This window comes from Sulfurospirillum sp. HTRB-L1, assembly GCF_059415125.1.
On record NZ_JCAHZR010000011.1, the window covers coordinates 1 to 17,261 of the forward strand.

The following is a 17,261-nucleotide window of genomic DNA, read 5'->3' on the forward strand; positions in this document are numbered from 1 at the left end:
AAGACTCAAGGAAAAAGGCGAGATTTAAGGCGCTTTTTTGTTTACATGTAAGGGGCGGTACTCTTTTTGAAGGGTGCTGCCTTTTGCAGTTTTAGCATAGCATCTTGCGGGGTAATATGCTAAAATTGCGTACTTCAAGACAAGGAAAAACAATGATGGAACCCGTATTTACCACACAGATTATAAAAATAAAAGACGGAAAAAAGATTGAGAGTGACGACACATTGGTGCGTGAAATCAAGCTTGAACTCATCGTGAATGGCGAGCGCGTTGGTGCGGTGATGGCAACACCTGTAGACCAAGAAGCACTTGCTCTTGGGTATTTGATGAGTGAAAACATCATTGAAAGCTTTGAAGATATTACACGTATGGAACTTGTAAATGATGGCATGGGTGTAGAGATTGAAGCCAAGGTAAATGCCGCCAATATTGGCAAACTCAATGCCGAGGGTGTGGTCATCAGCGGCTGTGGGCGCAGCATGACCGCCAATATCGACCCCGAAGCCATTGAGGCCAAAGTCATTCAAAACCCTCTTACTATCGAAGCGGCACTCCTTTCTAAGCAGATGGGCCAGTTTTACACCGAATGCCCGCTGTACGAACAAACAGGCTGTGTGCACACGGCGAAGCTTTTTCTTGATGAAAAAACCTTTTTTATTGGTGAAGACATCGCCCAACACAACACCATCGACAAAGCCATTGGCAAAGCGCGCTTAGCGGGTGCTGATGTTTCCAAAGCGTTTTTGATGGTGAGTGGCAGACTCTCTTCGGAGATGGTCGCCAAAGCGGTCATGCACGGGATTCCCATCCTTGTCTCTCGCACGGCTTCGACATGTTTGGGATTGATGATTGCTAAAAAATTTAACCTCACGTTGGTGGGATTTGCGCGTAATGACCGTATGAACATTTATAACGCGCCGGAGCGCATCCATGTCTGAGCTAGAACGCCACATCAAAGAAAACCTTAACGAAGAAGGCAAGCTGACATGTAAAGATGCCTACAAGGTTGCCGCCAAAACAAAAGAAGCCATCAAAACAGTGGGCGAGACAGCTAAAGCCATGGGCGTGCGCATTAGTGAGTGCGGGCTTGGACAATTTGGCGCCCTTAAGGGCGATGGCGAATACGACGCGGAAGCCAAAGCGCGCTTGGAGCCTTTGTTGGATGAAAACAAAAAAGTGTTTTGCAAAGACGCCAGAGCAGCAGCGGCGGGCCTTGGGCTGAAAAAGATTCGCGGCACACTAGAAGAGTGTGGCATTGATGTGAAATTTTGTGAGCTAGGTTGTTTTACGGAGAAAAAACGCCTTAGGCTTTATGTGAAAACCAAAACGTGGATTGAAAACGAAAAAGGTGAGTTGCTCTTTGGCAAAGGCAAAACCGAAGTCTTAGAAGACGTAGCGCGCACAGGGTCTATCGCAGGGGCCGCAGAAAAACTGGGGATGAATTACAAAAAAACCTGGAGCCACATTCAGATTTTGCAAAAAAGTTTCTCTTCACCCTTGGTCGCAACCCAAAAAGGGGGCGGCGAAAGCGGTGGGACCACGCTAACACCTGAGGCGTATGAACTGATGGAAGCGTACAAAACCTTGCAAGCAGACATCGAAGCTTATGCCAATGCGCGTTTTAAAGAGCTGTTTTTAAAACCCCGAAACAAGCGTGATTTTTCGTAGCTTTTAGTTCAAACGTGCTACAATCCGCCAAAACAAAAAGGAGTTCTCATGTTTATCAAACTTAACGACCGTGTGTACCTTAACACCCATAAAATCACCCGCATCAAAGTGGATGAAGTGCAAGATGGCATCCGCATCCGCTTTTACGAAGGTGAAACCCAAGTGGCAAAAAGTCAAAAATTTGACACCGTCGAAGCCGCACAAGCGTGGATTGAAGCCACGTTTAAATAACCCCCTGCCGACTTCGCGTCGGCACTCCCGCTAGACTTGAGGTTCAAGTGCCAACACCCTTACATGTAAACCCATAACCTTGGAGTAACAAATGCAAATCGATTGCCGTAATTTAGAATGTCCCCAACCTGTCCTTGAAACCAAAAAAGCCCTCGAATCTTTGCCAGAGGATGCCGTTCTTGAAGTGCTTGTAAACTCCGTCGCCTCGCGCGAAAACGTCATGCGTTTTGGAAAAAACAGCGGGTGCGAAGTGCGTGAGAGCACCCAAGGAGATGCAACGCTCATCACCCTTGTGAAGGGCTATGGTTGCGACATCGTACCCCAAGCTTCTAGTGGATTTTTAAACAAAACCTTGTTTATTAAAGATGACAAAGTAGGTGAGGGTGAGCTTGGGGCCATGCTCATGGTCGGGTTTTTAAAAACCGTACTAGAGCAAAAAGCCCTGCCAAGCCGTATTATTTGTGTTAATAAGGGCGTTTTGCTCACCACGGCCCCTGAGGGAAGTGATGTTATCACCGTACTCAAAGCCCTCGCTGACAAAGGGGTAGAGGTCTACTCGTGCGGCGTGTGCTTGGAGTTTTACAAGGTGCAAGACGCCCTCAAAGTGGGGGTCATTGGCAATGCGTACAGCACCATCGAAATGCTCCTAAATGCCCAGGATGTGATTAGCCTCTAAGGAATGTAATGAACCTAAACAACCAAGCCAAGCTGACCAAGTACGTCAAGGCTGCGGGTTGTGCTGCTAAGTTGGGTCCGGAGGATCTCACAAACACCCTTAGCGGCCTTTATGCCCCGCATCCAAACGTGCTTGTTGGCAGTGAAGGCAGCGAAGATGCCAGCGTGTATGCGCTCAATGAAACCCAAGCTTTGGTGCAAACGGTGGATTTTATCACGCCAGTGGTGGATGACCCTTTTGTGTACGGCCAGATTGCCGCGGCAAATTCCCTGAGTGATGTGTTTGCCATGGGCGCAGAGGTGCTGAGTGCCTTGAATCTTGTGGGGTTTGATGGATGCCACCATCCCCGTGCGCTTTTACGGGAAATCTTAGAAGGTGGGCGCGACAAAGTGCTTGAGTGTGGCGGCGTTGTCACAGGTGGGCACACCATCGAAACCCCTGAGATGTATTATGGTCTTTCGGTCACAGGCATGGTGCATCCCCAGCGTTTTTGGCGCAACAACACCCCGCGCGTTGGCGATGTGCTTTTGCTTACCAAGCCCCTTGGCATGGGGATTCTCTCCACTGCCATCAAAGCGGACTTGCTAAACCAAAGCGAGGCAAGCGAAGCCGCGCAACTCATGGCCCAACTTAACGTCTATGCCATGCGCGCGTTGCGTTCTTTGTCGGTGAGTGCGTGCACGGACGTGACGGGTTTTGGGCTTTTGGGACACGGTTTGGAGATGGCGGGAGAAAATGCCACGTTGTGCATTACCCAAGGGGCGGTTCCGGTGTTAAAAAGCGCTAAAACCTACGCAGACATGGGCATCATCCCTGCGGGAAGCTATGGGAACAAATCCCACGTTGAGCGTTTCCTTACATGTAAAGGCGACGTGGACATCGCGCTCTTTGACGCGCAAACTTCGGGCGGCTTATTGGTGGCGTTGCCTGAACACGAAGCAAGAGCAGTCCTACCTGTGCTTCACGACTTGGGTTACATCTTCGCCACCATTATTGGCGACGTGGTTGCGCGAGAAAGCGTTGCTCTGAGGATTATCTAGGGTGAGGGCAAGCACCCTTTTGTTTGCAGAAGCGCGCTTGGCGGTGCGCAGTTTTGAACATTTTAAACCCCATTTGCACCAACGCCTAAGCATTGGGGCGGTGGCCGAGGGCGAGGTGCATTTTACCCTAGGAGAACGTGCACTTACTCTGCGCGAGGGCACTTTGGCGCTCATCAACCCCCATGTGCTTCATGCGTGCAACCCTTCCCCTTCCGCCCCACGCACCTACGCCATGCTGTATCTGGACACTGCTTGGTGTGCGTCTTTGCAGGGGCGGGAAACTTTTGCCCCTTTTGACACACCGCTTTTGCATGACCCGCTCCTCGTGGCGCACTATTTTGACGCGGTGAGGGCCTTGTTGGACCCTGAGGGGTTTAGGATGGAGAAAGAGGAAAAACTGACGGAATTTTTTGGCGCCTTGTTAGAACACGTCACTCTTTTGCCTCCACTGCTACCCCACCCGCGTGTGGAGCGGGTGCTAGAAATGCTAGGGTGCGACTTGGACCAAGAGTTGCCCTTGGAAAAGCTAGCAAAAGAGGCGGGCGCTAACGTATACGGGCTGATTCGCGCGTTTAAGGCCCATGTTGGTGTCACGCCCCACGCCTTTAGGCTCAATTGCCGCGTCGAAGCGGCGCGCCACCACCTCCAACAAGGCCGCGCCATCGCCGAAGTTGCCCAAATGTGCGGCTTTTACGACCAAAGCCATTTTCACCACCACTTTAAATCCTTCACCACTCAAACCCCCAAAGCCTACCAACGCAATTTTTTACAAGATATAAAAGCCTAGATTTTTCTATACTCCTTTTCAAAAGGAGTATTATGGAGTTTTTCTTGGTAGCATGGGCGCATTTTTTAGCGCTGTTGAGTCCTGGGCCTGATTTTTTCCTCATCATCCAAACGGCCTTGCGACTGCCGTTGCGCTATGCCTTTGGGGTGTGTTTGGGGATAGCCCTTGGCAACGGGGTGTACATCGCCTTGGCGCTGAGTAGCGCGGCACTTTTAACCCAGCATGAGATCTTATTTGTAGTGGTGCGAAGCCTTGGTGGGGTCTATTTGTGTTACATCGGATGGCACCTTTTGCGTGCCCCAAAGGTGCGTGAGAGCGCTAGTGAAGCCTTACATGTAAAGGCGTGGGGCAAACATGTGGCCCTTGGATTTGGTTCTGCGGTACTTAACCCTAAAAATGCCCTGTTTTATTGGGTGCTGTTTGGAGCGATGGTTAGCCCAGATACGGGGATGCAAATGCGTCTTTGGTACGGGGCATGGATGGTGGGTGTGGTGCTCGCGTGGGACATGGTGGTGGCACTGCTTGCGGGAAACCGCCACACCAAAGCAAGGCTTTATGGAGCCATAGGGTGGATTCAAAAAGGCTCAGGCGTGGTGCTTGGCCTTTTTGGATTGGGACTTCTTGTGGGGTTATAGTTCCCCGCACACGGCCACCACGTCGCTGTCTTTGGCGTAGTGGACGAAAAAGGCCCTCAAGTGCTCCAAGGCTTCCGCATCTAGCGTGCCTTGGGGTACCTTGTAGGTGCTTAAAAATGCTTTTCCCTCTTTGCTCATCAATGTTTCCCATTCTGCTTTTGTATGTGTTTTGGTAAAGGTGTCCCCGCGAAGTTCTGTAATGGGTGAAACCACATACTGGTAAAAAATCTGCCCTTTGTGCGGGTCTCCCGCGAAGCTTAGTTGTACTAACAATAAAAAAGCCAAGGTTATTCTTTTCATCGTCGTCCTTTGGAAATATGAGCGTAGTATAGCAAACTTGATTAAACTTGTCAAAATACTTGACATTGATGAAAAAATAGATTATGATTCGAGCAAGTTTTGGAACAAAGTCTCCATAAAATAATGCCCTCGCGAGCCAAAGCACCAAAGGTGCGCGAGCCCTCCGCTGAGGAGAACACAGCGTTAGCGTAGCTTTTGGAGCTTTGCTTCAAGGGCGTTATTAAAATAAAAGTAAAGGTGAAAAAATGAACCGTAGAGATGCATTAAAGTTAAGCGTATTGGGCGCAGCGGCAGTGGTGACCAGTGGTGTAGCCAAAGAAAGTGAAGTACAAAAAACGTCAGTAGCACCCCTAACACACCCTCTTAATGGGAAAGCGCGCGTGGCCATCGTTGGAGGTGGGTACGCGGGTCTTAGTGTGGCCAAAGCCATCCGCGAACACAACAAGGAAGCGCAGATTGTGATTTTTGAGTCTAAAAACGTCTTTGCTTCGTGCCCTTATAGCAACTTGTGGATTGGTGGCGTGGAAGGGACGACGTACGAAGAGTTGTTGTTTTCGCCCCTAGAGCCTGCCATCACCTACGGCTATGACGTGGTGAACGAAAAAGTTGTGAGCATCGACCGCAAGGCCAAAACCCTCACGACCCTTGGGGGCACATACGCGTACACCTTGTTGGTGCTTGCCACGGGGATTGAGTACGATTACGCGCCTTTTGGGCTAGACGCCGAGGAAGCCAGAGCGTGCCGCACGCTGTTTCCTGCCAGTTACACCGGGGGCGAAGAGCAATTGACCTTAAAGAAAAAAGTGGAAAACTTTACAGAAGGGGTCTTTGTCATCACCGTGCCCAAAGGCGCGTACCGTTGCCCTCCTGCGCCCTATGAGCGTGCCGCGCTGATTGCGAGCTATTTTCAAGCCAAGGGGCGCAAGGCCAAGGTGGTGCTTTTGGACCCCAGAGACAAGCCAACCACCAAGTCCAAGGGCTTTTTAGAAGCCTTTGCGAAGTACGAGGGGTATTTGGAATACCTGCCTACGAGCAATATCACGGGCATTGATGTTGCCAAAAAAGTCGTTGCTTACGATGCCTTTGATGTGAACACCAAGCAGTTTGTGAAAAAAACCTTGGCCTTTGAGGATGCCAATATCATCCCCGCCAACAAAGCCAGTTCTTTACTCACTGGGGCAGGTCTTGAAGTGACCAGCACGGGGTGGGGTAGGGTGGTAGCACCCGGGTTTCAAAGCGTGAGTGACCCTGATGTGTACATCGTGGGCGACGTGCTTGGGGAGTACCCTTTTCCTAAAAGTGCCCAAATGGCAAACTCGTGCGGGCTCATTGCGGGCGAGCAGATTGGGCGGCGTTTGAGCGGGCGTGACCCACGCGTGGGGGCACAGCTTCCTGCGAATGTGTGCTACTCTATGGTCAGTCCAACCACGGCCATCGCCGTGACGCACCAAGCCTACTTAGAGGAAAAATCTGTTAAAGTGAAGGTCGAACTTTTTGAACATGCTGATGAAGCCACCGCTGTTGCCACCAAAGATTGGTACAAGGGCATTACGGCAAGTATTTTTTCCTAAGGAATGATGATGACATGCGGAATTAAAAAACCAAGTAGGGCTTTTCGCATCAGTGCAGGCGTGATAATCGTCACGCTTGGCCTGATTTTTCAGAGCTATTGGGGACTTTTGGGGCTTGTGCCCATCGTGTTTGGCACTCTAAATTATTGCCCGTTGTGTAACGTAAAACACTACATAGGAAAGTGGAAAAACTAGATTTTTGGCCTCAAAGCGTCTTTACATGTAAGGACGCTTTGGCCTAAACTTTGGCTATACTTCCACATCTCTCCCAAAGGCCATTTCATGCATCCTTTTCACCAGTACGATACCGCCACAAAAACACTTTTTCACACCCGTCTTACAGAAGCGGCTACCGCGCTAGGTGGAGCCAATTTTTTGCTTGGCCTCATTGAAACGATTCGCGCTACCAAGCCCCACGGCCTGTTGCAAACATCTTGTGACATTCGCACCGAACAGCTCATCATGCAATGGAATAAAGTGGTCTTTAAAGACAAGGTAGACTTGCTTGAAACCCTTCTTTTTGCCCCCCGCACTTCCCGCAATCTCCTAGAAGGTTTGGATGAAAAAAAACAAAAAAATGCCCTCAATATGGCCAAAGCCCTCGCTCCTTTGCGCGTGCGCGTGAAGCCCAAAAATGCCAAAATCGGTGTGGGCTTTGAAGTGCCACCTTTTGAAGAACCAAAAGAAGGGGTGTTGCACCTTGACCCCGTGTTTGAACTGCTGTTTTTTAGAAACGTAGACTTTGCCCGCACGGTGTTAAAATACACGCCCGCTACACAGGATTAAAACTCCGAATACGCTTTTACATGTAAAGGGGAGGCAAAAATCCCTTTACATGTAAAAAGGCACTACAGCACAAAAACAGTAATCTTTAAATTTTTTTAGATAAAATTATTAAGTTTATAACTTACAATTAAATATCCCTTTTTTGTCTAAATTATTTGGTACACTACGTGATGTTATTCTGCACAAGGGTCTTTCCAAAAGCATTATGCGATGGATTTGGCAAGACGCTATGTTAAAAAGGAGTCATCGTGAGTGCTTCCCTTCTTCTAATTGGTGCCAATGACGCAACCACCCAAGAGCTTGTCTCTCTTGTGGATGCGACGCTCAAAAATGCCGTGACTTACCAAGCCGCAACTTTACAAAACTACAAACGGTATGATGCAGGGGCATTTGATTTGATCGTGTGTTTTGTGAACCGCTATGATGAGATGGTGAAAGAGTACGGCAAAGAACGGGTGATTGCCGTTGAGTTTGTGCCCCCAACGGATTTTTTCGTAGCGGCGAGTCGGATTCCTGCGGGCGAAGAAGTGGTGATTTTCAATAACAGCACTTCGGGTGCTAATGTCATGCTCAAGTTTTTAAAACAGTACCAACTCACCCATGTGACCTACACCATCGTCCCCTTTGAAGAGTGGGACAATACCCAAGTGCGAGAAAAGCTCGCTAGCGTACGGTATGTGGTTGGGACAGACGGATACGTGTCGCGCGGAAAAGCGTTGCACACCACCTATGGCAATGCGCTTAAACAAGACGTGGTTATCATCCCCAGTCCACCCCGCACGGCAACACCTGCGAGTGTGAGTGCGTTGGCGCAAATTGTCACGAGTATCAATTCTCAAAAAATCCTCCAAGAATCGTGTGCGGTTTCCACGACACTCGCCGACCAAACCAAGGAGATTTCCCACATCACCCAAGAAGCCTTTCGCTCCATCGAAGAAACCGCCAAAACCATCGCGCTTGTGTACAGTAAGCTCACGGGCGAAGTGCAAAATGTGCAAGGAACCAACACCCTTGCCCAAAGCCTCATGAATGCCGTGGAAGAGATAGGCTCCATCACCAGTTCCATCAAGCACATTGCCAGCGACACGAATCTTTTGGCGCTTAACGCCGCCATCGAAGCGGCCCGCGCAGGCGAACACGGACGCGGGTTTGCGGTCGTGGCAAGTGAAGTGCGCAAGCTCTCCGACCAAAGCAACCGCTTGACGGACAATATTCATATTTCCATCAAGCAAGTACAGCAGATGGTTAACAGCATCGTTCCTGCCCTTCAAAAAACGGTCGATGAAATCGTCACGACACAGCAGGAGATTGAGAAGATTAGCATTGCGGCCAAAGGGGAAAGTGAAGCCATGAAGGACATCACGCAAAAGCTAGATGTCATTGCCGAGATTAGCCTGTCGCTCTCGGCCAAACAAGCTTCTTCTAAAGAGAGAATGTAAAATGTTTTAAGTGGCGATGTCCACCTCGAACAACGCCGCGCCTTGATACTCTGTGGTAAGGCCCAAAGAAACGTTTTTAAAAGCGGCCAAGGGAGTGTCAGCGTTGGCTTTATGCACGTAATCCATCGGGGTTACATGTAACGAGAGTGCCCCGATTCCCACTTCTTCAAGGCTTAGTAACTGCTCGCCCGATGCGCTCACATGCCAAAATTTGAGTTGGGAAAAAAGGCTATCGTTTGCATCAATCCACCCGTTGCCATCCTCATCCAAGCGCGCCAGTTCTTTAAAGCCTTCGCCCGTTGAGGGCCCAAACAACTCACTTCCATTATCCACCACCCCATTGCCGTTTTTATCCAGCACAAGGTAGCCGCTGTTGGCGCCTAGGTGGACCAGTTTTCCCTCGTTGCCTTGAAGGTTAAAGGCAAAGGTGGTGTGCGCAAGAGGTTGAGAACCATCTAGGGAGAGGATGAGCGGGTCACGAAAGATTTGTCCGTTTTGGAGGCTAAACGTCTCTTTTTCTAGGAAGCTTTGTTCCCAACGCAGGCTCAGCGACACGTCCACCTTTTCGCCGCTTTTGAGGTCGATGTTGGCGTGAATCTCCACCACTTGGGCTTGGTGTTCCTCAAGACTTGCTTGGTAATGCACGATGGGCGAAGAAGATTGGGGTAAGGTGGACGATAGGCTAGCCGGTGAAGTCGTGTGAAAACGCGCTCCTTTTGCCCCATGGAGGGCGCCTTTGCCAAACATGTGCTCTAGGAGCGAAAGAAGCATTCTGTAGCGTGGGTCTAGGTTTGCATACTCCTCGTCCATGCCCAAGGTGTCCGAAAACTCAAGGGTCATCAGCGCTGGAGCTTGGAACACTTGAGAAGCTTGGGAGGATGCTGTAGATTCTACGCGAACGCTAGTACTTTGGGTACGTTCAAAATGGTAAGAAGAAGAGGTTTGGTAATTGCTTTGGGTGACATGCATGGCATCTCCTTTAGTGTCTTGGAGGTATATCGGCAAAAAAGAGCGTCTATTTTGGGTATACTTCACCAAAAAAGAGACCCCATGCCTTCTTTTGCTACCCTTTCCTTGCCCGCCCCCTTAGTTGCAACCCTAGAGAGCCTTGGGTTTGATGCCATGACCCCCATCCAAGAAGCCGCGCTTCCGCGCATCCTAGAAGGCCATGACCTCATCGCTAAGGCCAAAACGGGCAGTGGAAAAACCGCCGCTTTTGGGGTAGGACTTTTGGCGCGCCTAGATGTGCGCTCGTTTAAGCCCCAAGCGTTGGTGCTGTGTCCCACCCGCGAACTGGCCGACCAAGTGGCTAAGGAACTGCGCCGCATCGCCCGCTTTGCGCCTAATCTAAAGATTTTAACTTTGTGCGGTGGCACGGCGTTTGGGCCGCAGATTGGCTCGTTGGCGCACGGGGCGCACGTGGTGGTGGGCACACCTGGGCGCGTGCTGAAGCACTTGCAAAAAAAGACCTTGGTGTTAGAAAACGCTACGACGTTGGTACTAGATGAGGCCGACCGGATGCTCGACATGGGCTTTTTGGAAGAAGTGGAAGAGGTCATCGCTTTTGTGCCAAGCACGCGCCAAACCTTGCTCTTTTCGGCGACCTTTCCTGAAGATATTGTGGCATTGAGCCAGCGGATTCAGCGTGAACCTCAAAGTGTGGAAGTGGAAGCGCAAGACAACCGTGTAATAGAGCGTTTTTACGAAACCTCCACGAAGCCCGAAGCACTTTTGCGCGCGCTTGCGACCTTTAAGCCTAGCAATGCCCTTGTATTTGTGAACACCAAGGTGGAGGCCAACGCGGTGGCAGATTTTTTGTTTGCCCACGGGGTGGACGCCCTTTCCTTGCACGGAGATTTGGAACAGTACCAGCGCAACGACGTGTTGGTGCAGTTTTCTAACAACAGCTGTTCGGTCTTGGTGGCCACCGAAGTCGCCGCGCGCGGTCTTGACATCAAAGCCCTTGCCATGGTCATCAACTACGACTTGCCCCACACCCTAGAGTCTTACACCCACCGCATCGGACGCACCGCGCGCGCGGGGGAAGAGGGGTTGGCGGTGAGCCTTTACACCTCAAGAGAATGGGAAAAAATCGCCCAGTACGAAGCCCCCTTTCGCCAGTTTGAGCGCGAAGATTCCTTACATGTAAGCCGCGGTTTTTCCATGAAACCTCCCTTTCGCACCTTGGTGCTTGAAGGGGGCAAAAAAGACAAATTGCGCCCTGGCGACATTTTAGGTGCGCTCACGGGCGAGATGGGACTAGAGGCCAAAGAGATTGGCAAAATCGACATTTACGACAAGCAAAGCTACGTGGCCATCTCCCAAGCACGGGTGGATGAGGTCAAAGAAAAACGCTTTAAAGTGAAGAAAAAAATCTTTCCTACGTGGGTGTTGTAACCTTTACATGTAAGGATTTTCCCTTACATGTAAAGGACTATTGGTCTTCTTTTTGGAGTTTGTAATACATCACGGGGATGATAAAGAGCGTTAAAATCGCCGAACTGACCAATCCCCCAATCATCGGTGCGGCGATGCGTTGCATCACTTCACTGCCTGCCCCTTGCGCCCACATGATGGGCAAAAGGCCCAAAAGGGTCGAAAGTACGGTCATAAGTTTGGGTCGAACCCGCAAGACGGCCCCCTCAAACACCGCTTGGCGCAGGGTTTCTTTGGTGTGTACGGTCAGTTTTGCCACCGCTTCGTTGAGGTAGATAATCATCACAATGGCCGTCTCTACCGCGATACCAAGCAAAGCCAAAAATCCCGCTATGGTTGCCACCGAAAGATTAAAATGAAGATAATCCACATACAACAGTCCGCCCACAACAGCAAAAGGCAAGGTTAAAAACACAAGCAATGCTTGAGAGAGCGAACCAAGTCCCATGTAAATCAGCACAAACGTAAGCAAAAGCGCCAGAGGGATAATGAGGCCAAGACGCTCTAGGGCGCTTTCAAGGTATTCGCTCTCGCCTGTCCATTCAAGGTAAAAACCTCGGGGCATCTGCACCTGCTCGGCAAGCAATAAAGAAGCCTCTTCCTTGTAGGTTTTAGAGGAAACCCCCTCATGCAGCGTGATGTACACGTAGGTGACTTTTTTGCCCATTTCTGACTTTAGCTCCCCAGGGCTTAGGGTGTAGGAGAGCGATGCAAATGTCTCCAAAGGCTGAAAACCAAAAGGGGTTTTAATGGGCAAGGCCGCGATAGCTTCTAGGTCTTTGCGGTACTTTTCTTCCAAGCGTAAGGTGATGCCATAGCGCTCAATACCTTCTAAAAAGGTTGTGATGCGCATCCCGCCTATGCCCACATCGATAACTTCAAGAATCTCCTCTTTGTGCATGCCGTACAAGGCAAGGGCTTCGGGAAGAAGGGTGATGTCAAGATAGTACCCGCTATTGGCGGTGTCGGCAAAAACACTGCGGGTGCCTTGGTGGGTGGCAAGTGTGGCCGCAATAGCTGCTGCGGTTTTTTCTAACGCGTGGTCATCATCCCCGTACACTTTGATGCCAACAGGTGTGCGAATCCCTGTGATGAGCATGTCAATGCGCCCGCGAATGGGGTAGGTCCATGAATTGACAAGGCCAGGCAGTTGGAGTTTGGCGTTCATCTCTTCTTGTAAGGAAGCAAAGGTCACGCCTTCGCGCCATTGGGATTGGGGCTTGAGTTCAATAATCGTCTCAATCATCGAAAGGGGCGCCGGGTCGGTGGCGGTTGCGGCACGTCCCACCTTGGCAAAAGCGCTTTGCACTTCAGGAAAACTTGTTAAGATGGCGTTGCTTTGCTGGGCATACGCACGGGCGGTTTCGATGCTGATCCCGCTTGAGGTGACGGGCATATACATGAAGGTGTGCTCATTCAGAGGCGGCATAAATTCCCAGCGTTGCTTGGCGTAGGTGAAATAGCCAAGGAGGACCAAGGCGGCAAAACCCAGCAAGCCTAGATACCAAAAGCGCATAAAAAACTTTAAAAGAGGCCCATACAGGGCGATGAAAAAACGGCTAAGGGGGTTTGCCTCCTCGGCGCGCAACTTTCCACGCACGAAAAACGCCATAAGCACGGGCACAAGGGTGATGGCTAGCACCGCTCCAATGAGCATGGCAAAGGTTTTGGTAAAGGCCAGCGGACGAAACAGTGCTCCTTCTTGCCCCTCTAGGGAGAAAATAGGCAAAAAACTCACCACGACAATCAGCAGGGCAAAAAAGATAGGCCGTCCTACTTGTTTGGAGGAGGAGGCAATAAGTTCAAGGCGCTCTTTGGCGGGGACGTTAGTTCTGCCGCCTAGTTTTTTATGGACATTTTCAAGCATCACCACACACGCATCAATCATCGCCCCAATGGCAATAGCAATGCCTCCAAGGCTCATGATGTTGGATTCGACTCCAAAGAGTTTCATGGCTAAAAAGGTGAGGCCGATAGTGAGTGGCAGGACAATAAGCACCACAAGGGAGCTTGGCACGTGGAGCAAGAAAAGGGCCACAACCACAAACACGACAACGCTCTCTTCCAGTAAAACGCGCTTTAGTGTGTCGATGGAAGCTTCAATCAGCGCGCTTCGGTCGTACACCGTGACCACTTCTACATCCTCTACATGTAAAGTGCGTAACCGCTCTTTGACGGCTTGAATCACTTCGTACGCGTTCTCTTTGTGGCGCACCACCACAATCCCGCCCACCACTTCGCCTTGGCCATTGAGCTCTGCAAGCCCGTTGCGGTAAGCGGGCACCATGGTGGCTTCTGCCACGTCGCCTAGGGTGAGGGGAATGCCATTGCGGGTTAGCAAAGGAATCGCCAGCAATTCTTCTACAGAAGCGATGTAGCCTTTAGCCTGCACCATCTGTTCAAATCCGTTTTCCAAGATGACCCTACCGCCCGTATCACGGTTATTTTGCTCCAGTGCCTCGCGCAACTCTTGCAGGCTAAGGTTGTATTTGATTAAATCGCTTTGGCGCAAGGTGAGCTCGTATGTTTTGACAAACCCGCCCACACTGGCTACTTCGCTAACCCCTTTGACACCCAGCAGGGCGTAGCGGTAAAGGTAGTCTTGGAGGCTACGCAGTTCTTGCAAGGATTTGGTTTTTGAAACCAGTGCGTATTCAAATCCCCATCCAATACCCGTTGCATCAGGCCCAAGGCGGACATTGGCTTGGGATGGGAGGGTGTTAGAAAGACCAGAAAGCACCTCATTGACACGGTTTCGTGCCCAGTACAAGTCGGTGCCTTCTTCAAAAATCACATACACCAAAGCGTTTTCAAAAGCGGTAAATGCGCGAACAGTACTGCTTTTAGCCACGCTTAACAAGGCGCTGGTGAGTTCGTAAATGACTTGGTTTTCAATGACGCTTGGGGATTGTCCTGGAAACTCAACGCTGATGATGACTTGCGGAGGGGTGAGGTCAGGAAGGGCATCCAGCGGCGTGTTACGCATGGCCCACACGGAGAGGATGGCTCCTAAAAAAAAGACCAAAACAACGGTGGCTTTGTTGCGTAAACTTTTTTCAATGACTCCTTCTACCATGGAGAGACTCCTCCAAAGTTTTGCACATCGCTATCAAGCATGAAAAGTCCGTTGCCAGCCACTTCATCCCCCTCTTGAAGACCGCTTAGGATTTCAAACGTGCCGTTGTTGAGGCGTTTGGCTTGGATGGGTATGGGGTCATACTCACCTTCAAATTCCCCTTTTTTAAACACAAAATGCCTTTGGCCTTTAGTGAGCACGGCTGTGGCTGGCAGGGCAAGGTAGGAGCGCTCTGGTGTGCCAAGACTCACCTTGGCAAAAGCATTTTCAAACACGGCACCTTGAGGATTTAACAAAGAGAGCCGTACTTGCACGCTTTTGGTTTGAGGGTCGATGCGGGGTAAAATGCGCTCAAGGGTTGCAAGGTGCGTGTGTGCTGGGTCCATGTCAAACACAACCTCGGCTTTTTGAGCGCTTTTGGCAAAGACAATATCCCGTTCGTACACATTAACAGTGATCCACAAGGTGCTGTAGTCGCTTACTCCATACAACGGTGTACCCGCAGGGATAAAGCTTCCCGCATTAATGTTTTTTTGGGTGATGGTGCCTTGAAAAGGGGAAGGCAGGGTAAAGGTTTTGGCGGGGGTTTTTTCTTGTAAAACACGCGCTATCTCTTGTTCTGGCACTCCTAGGAGGGTGAGTTTTTGGGTGGCGCTTTGGATGAGTGAGGCCGAGCCAAGGCGCAGGGCGTGTACTAGCTCCACTTGCGCGGTGTACACTTCTGGCGCGTAAAGGCGTGCAAGGGGTTGGCCAAGGGAAATGGGCGTGAACGTATCGCTTGCATGTAAGGCTTCTACAAAGGCATCGTAGCGTAACACTATCTCTTTGACACTCCCATCAGGAACGGCGGTGGTGCCAAAAAAGGTTTTACTGGCCCCTTGGGTGACACGCTCTACGGCTACGGTTTGAAGGTTAAATGCTTGCACTCCAAAGAGTAGCGGTTTGAGTAAAAGTAACAGCAGTAGCATGTTTTTCATGGTAAAACTCCTAAAAGATAACGCACTTGCAGTACGGCCACATTGTGGCCATACACGGCTTCACTCAGCAGTTTTTTGGCTTCTAATTGTGTTTGAAGCGCTTCTAGTAAAGAGGGCAGGGATTGGGGTTGGGAAAATGCTGTCTCTTCAAGCACGGCGTAGAGTGTTTCGCTTTGGGCGACAAGGGCGCGGTAAAGGGCAATCTTTTCCTCTTGCAGTTGACGCTCTAAAAGGGTGTCGTGCAGTTCAAAAGTGAGACGTTGGCGCAAGGCGGTCACCTCTTCGTCTAGGGCGGTTTGTGCAAAGTGTGCTTTGTGGGTGCGCAAGGTTTCCCTGCCATAAAGCGGCAAAGAGAAACCCACCTCTAAAAAGCCGTCATCCCTTTTGCCTTCTCGCCTGTTGTAGCCAAGTTTTAGCATCACATCGGGAGTTTTTTGGGAAGCTTCAAGGGCGACAAGGGTCTGTCCTTGACGGCTTTTTAGAAGTGCTGCTTGAAGCTGGGGGTTGCTAGAAATATCCTCAACACCAACCTCAAACGCAAAGGGCAGTATGCCAGTGTCTGTTGGGCTAAAGGAGGCAAAGGTACCTACGAGTTGTTCCAGTTCACGCACCAGAGTTGCTTGCGCACGCTCAAGGGTGCGTTTTTCTACTTCAAGGGTTTTTTGAGAGAGAGTGAGGGCAACGCTTTGGGAAAATTGGCTGGAGGTGGCATTGTAAGAAAGGCGCAGTGCCAAGAGGGTATCTAGGAGTGCTGAAGCCTCCTTGGTTAAGGCCAAATCGCGGGTGAGTTGCCAGTGTCTTTGCTCTAACACTCCAATTTGCAGTGCAAGCCAAAGGCGTTGTTGGACAATCTCTAGGGCTTTGATTTCCACTTCTTGTCGCGCTAGTGTGGCCGCATGGGTGCGTTTTGAGCCGGTGGGAATCACTTGCGTTAGAGAGATGGATTCGCTTTGCATCTCTTGGTTGCGGGTGAGTGGTTTGTCAAAAGGAATGTCCATGACTTCTAGGGTAAGGGTTGGGTTTTCCCAGAGGCTTGCAAGCGTTACCTCTGTTTCCAATGCTTGGAGTTGGGCATACAAAGCGCGCAGTTGAGGGTTGTGCTCTAAGGCGCGTTCGTACGCTACGGAGTTGGCAAGGGCGTAGCCCGCGAGGGCTACGTAAAGAAGGAAGCGTTTCATTAGAGGGTGACGCTAGAGCGCGCACGCTGTTTTTTGCCATCGGCTGTTTCGATGAAAATGTGAATCTGCCATGTGCCATTCATGGAAAGAAAAACGTTGGCTTGGTAGGCGCCGTTTAGGTAAGGGGCTTCTACTTTTTCTTCCATGTAGTGCATGCCGGGCATTTCGGGCATGAAGGCCACAAAAGTCACCTTGGCATCTTTAATCTCCACCTCCCCTTGGCGCACTTGGACGGTGATGTGGTTTTCGCCCCGTGCGATAGGTTTGGCACTGTTGTACGTTACGCTAAGTTCTCCCGCAGATACGGTGCGTGAAAAAGCATTTGCCCAAAGGCTACCCGCGCCCACCATAAGGACAAGCAAAATTCCTAAGACTCGTTTCATACATACTCCTTTAAAAAGATAAAAACAGTATAGGGTGCTTGTGTGCAAGATTTATGGAACGCTTGGGTCAGACACGGT

18 protein-coding genes are annotated in these 17,261 nt (G+C 50.4%); 12 read left to right on the top strand and 6 right to left on the bottom strand.

The window, feature by feature from the left end; translation table 11 throughout:
* Positions 1-155 precede the first annotated feature (155 nt).
* The 7 genes from fdhD to AC5SLM_RS13315 all read left to right on the top strand — a co-directional run bounded on the left by fdhD (position 156) and on the right by AC5SLM_RS13315 (position 5,037).
* A complete protein-coding gene (gene fdhD / locus AC5SLM_RS13285; protein WP_495251511.1) occupies positions 156-938 on the top strand; it encodes a formate dehydrogenase accessory sulfurtransferase FdhD in 783 nt (260 codons plus the stop codon).
* Entirely contained in the window at positions 931-1,668 is a 738-nt protein-coding gene (locus tag AC5SLM_RS13290) for a winged helix-turn-helix domain-containing protein (RefSeq protein WP_495251456.1), read from the top strand. Before fdhD ends, AC5SLM_RS13290 begins: the two co-directional genes overlap by 8 nt.
* Before the next feature lie 48 nt (positions 1,669-1,716).
* On the top strand, positions 1,717-1,899 hold the full coding sequence (locus AC5SLM_RS13295) for a sodium-dependent tyrosine transporter (RefSeq protein WP_495251457.1): 183 nt from the start codon (positions 1,717-1,719) through the stop codon (positions 1,897-1,899).
* A gap of 91 nt (positions 1,900-1,990) precedes the next feature.
* Positions 1,991-2,575 carry a sulfurtransferase-like selenium metabolism protein YedF gene (gene yedF / locus AC5SLM_RS13300; protein WP_495251458.1) on the top strand — a complete coding sequence of 195 codons (585 nt, stop codon included), beginning with the start codon at positions 1,991-1,993 and terminating at the stop codon, positions 2,573-2,575.
* 8 nt (positions 2,576-2,583) lie between these two features.
* A complete protein-coding gene (selD, locus tag AC5SLM_RS13305) occupies positions 2,584-3,615 on the top strand; it encodes a selenide, water dikinase SelD (RefSeq protein ID WP_495251459.1) in 1,032 nt (343 codons plus the stop codon).
* Between the two features lies 1 nt (position 3,616).
* The gene (locus AC5SLM_RS13310) at positions 3,617-4,402 is read left to right on the top strand and encodes a helix-turn-helix domain-containing protein (protein WP_495251460.1); all 786 of its coding nucleotides are present in this window, start codon (positions 3,617-3,619) and stop codon (positions 4,400-4,402) included.
* A 32-nt stretch (positions 4,403-4,434) separates the two neighbouring features.
* Positions 4,435-5,037, top strand: a complete 603-nt coding sequence (locus tag AC5SLM_RS13315; RefSeq protein WP_495251461.1) for a LysE family translocator — start codon at positions 4,435-4,437, stop codon at positions 5,035-5,037.
* Here the strand turns inward: AC5SLM_RS13315 and AC5SLM_RS13320 are convergent.
* The gene (locus tag AC5SLM_RS13320) at positions 5,032-5,337 is read right to left on the bottom strand and encodes a hypothetical protein (RefSeq protein WP_495251462.1); all 306 of its coding nucleotides are present in this window, start codon (positions 5,335-5,337) and stop codon (positions 5,032-5,034) included. The genes AC5SLM_RS13315 and AC5SLM_RS13320 overlap by 6 nt on opposite strands.
* Positions 5,338-5,582: 245 nt before the next feature.
* On the opposite strand from AC5SLM_RS13320, the gene AC5SLM_RS13325 reads away from it, so the two are divergent.
* The 4 genes from AC5SLM_RS13325 (at position 5,583) to AC5SLM_RS13340 (ending at position 9,133) form a co-directional block, all read left to right on the top strand.
* Positions 5,583-6,908 (top strand): FAD-dependent oxidoreductase, encoded by a 1,326-nt coding sequence (locus AC5SLM_RS13325; RefSeq protein WP_495251463.1) that lies wholly within the window; start codon positions 5,583-5,585, stop codon positions 6,906-6,908.
* Between the two features lie 9 nt (positions 6,909-6,917).
* Entirely contained in the window at positions 6,918-7,103 is a 186-nt protein-coding gene (locus AC5SLM_RS13330) for a YgaP family membrane protein (RefSeq protein WP_495251464.1), read from the top strand.
* Positions 7,104-7,190: 87 nt separating this feature from the next.
* On the top strand, positions 7,191-7,694 hold the full coding sequence (locus AC5SLM_RS13335; RefSeq protein ID WP_495251465.1) for a hypothetical protein: 504 nt from the start codon (positions 7,191-7,193) through the stop codon (positions 7,692-7,694).
* 248 nt (positions 7,695-7,942) lie between these two features.
* A complete protein-coding gene (locus AC5SLM_RS13340) occupies positions 7,943-9,133 on the top strand; it encodes a methyl-accepting chemotaxis protein (RefSeq protein ID WP_495251466.1) in 1,191 nt (396 codons plus the stop codon).
* 6 nt (positions 9,134-9,139) lie between these two features.
* On the opposite strand, the gene AC5SLM_RS13345 is transcribed toward AC5SLM_RS13340, so the two are convergent.
* Positions 9,140-10,102, bottom strand: coding sequence for an SPM autocatalytic domain-containing protein (locus AC5SLM_RS13345; RefSeq protein ID WP_495251467.1), 963 nt, complete (start codon positions 10,100-10,102; stop codon positions 9,140-9,142).
* Between the two features lie 81 nt (positions 10,103-10,183).
* On the opposite strand from AC5SLM_RS13345, the gene dbpA reads away from it, so the two are divergent.
* Entirely contained in the window at positions 10,184-11,530 is a 1,347-nt protein-coding gene (gene dbpA, locus AC5SLM_RS13350; protein ID WP_495251468.1) for an ATP-dependent RNA helicase DbpA, read from the top strand.
* Between the two features lie 37 nt (positions 11,531-11,567).
* Here dbpA and AC5SLM_RS13355 read toward each other — a convergent pair whose 3' ends face one another.
* Genes AC5SLM_RS13355 through AC5SLM_RS13370 form a run of 4 tightly spaced genes read right to left on the bottom strand, consistent with a single transcriptional unit; the run spans position 11,568 to position 17,183 of the window.
* A complete protein-coding gene (locus AC5SLM_RS13355) occupies positions 11,568-14,645 on the bottom strand; it encodes an efflux RND transporter permease subunit (protein WP_495251469.1) in 3,078 nt (1,025 codons plus the stop codon).
* Complete coding sequence (locus AC5SLM_RS13360) at positions 14,639-15,622, bottom strand: efflux RND transporter periplasmic adaptor subunit (protein WP_495251470.1); 984 nt, start codon at positions 15,620-15,622, stop codon at positions 14,639-14,641. Before AC5SLM_RS13360 ends, AC5SLM_RS13355 begins: the two co-directional genes overlap by 7 nt.
* A complete protein-coding gene (locus AC5SLM_RS13365) occupies positions 15,619-16,800 on the bottom strand; it encodes a TolC family protein (protein WP_495251471.1) in 1,182 nt (393 codons plus the stop codon). The genes AC5SLM_RS13360 and AC5SLM_RS13365 overlap by 4 nt, the downstream gene beginning before the upstream one ends.
* On the bottom strand, positions 16,800-17,183 hold the full coding sequence (locus tag AC5SLM_RS13370; RefSeq protein ID WP_495251472.1) for a FixH family protein: 384 nt from the start codon (positions 17,181-17,183) through the stop codon (positions 16,800-16,802). Before AC5SLM_RS13370 ends, AC5SLM_RS13365 begins: the two co-directional genes overlap by 1 nt.
* Between the last annotated feature and the right edge of the window lie 78 nt (positions 17,184-17,261).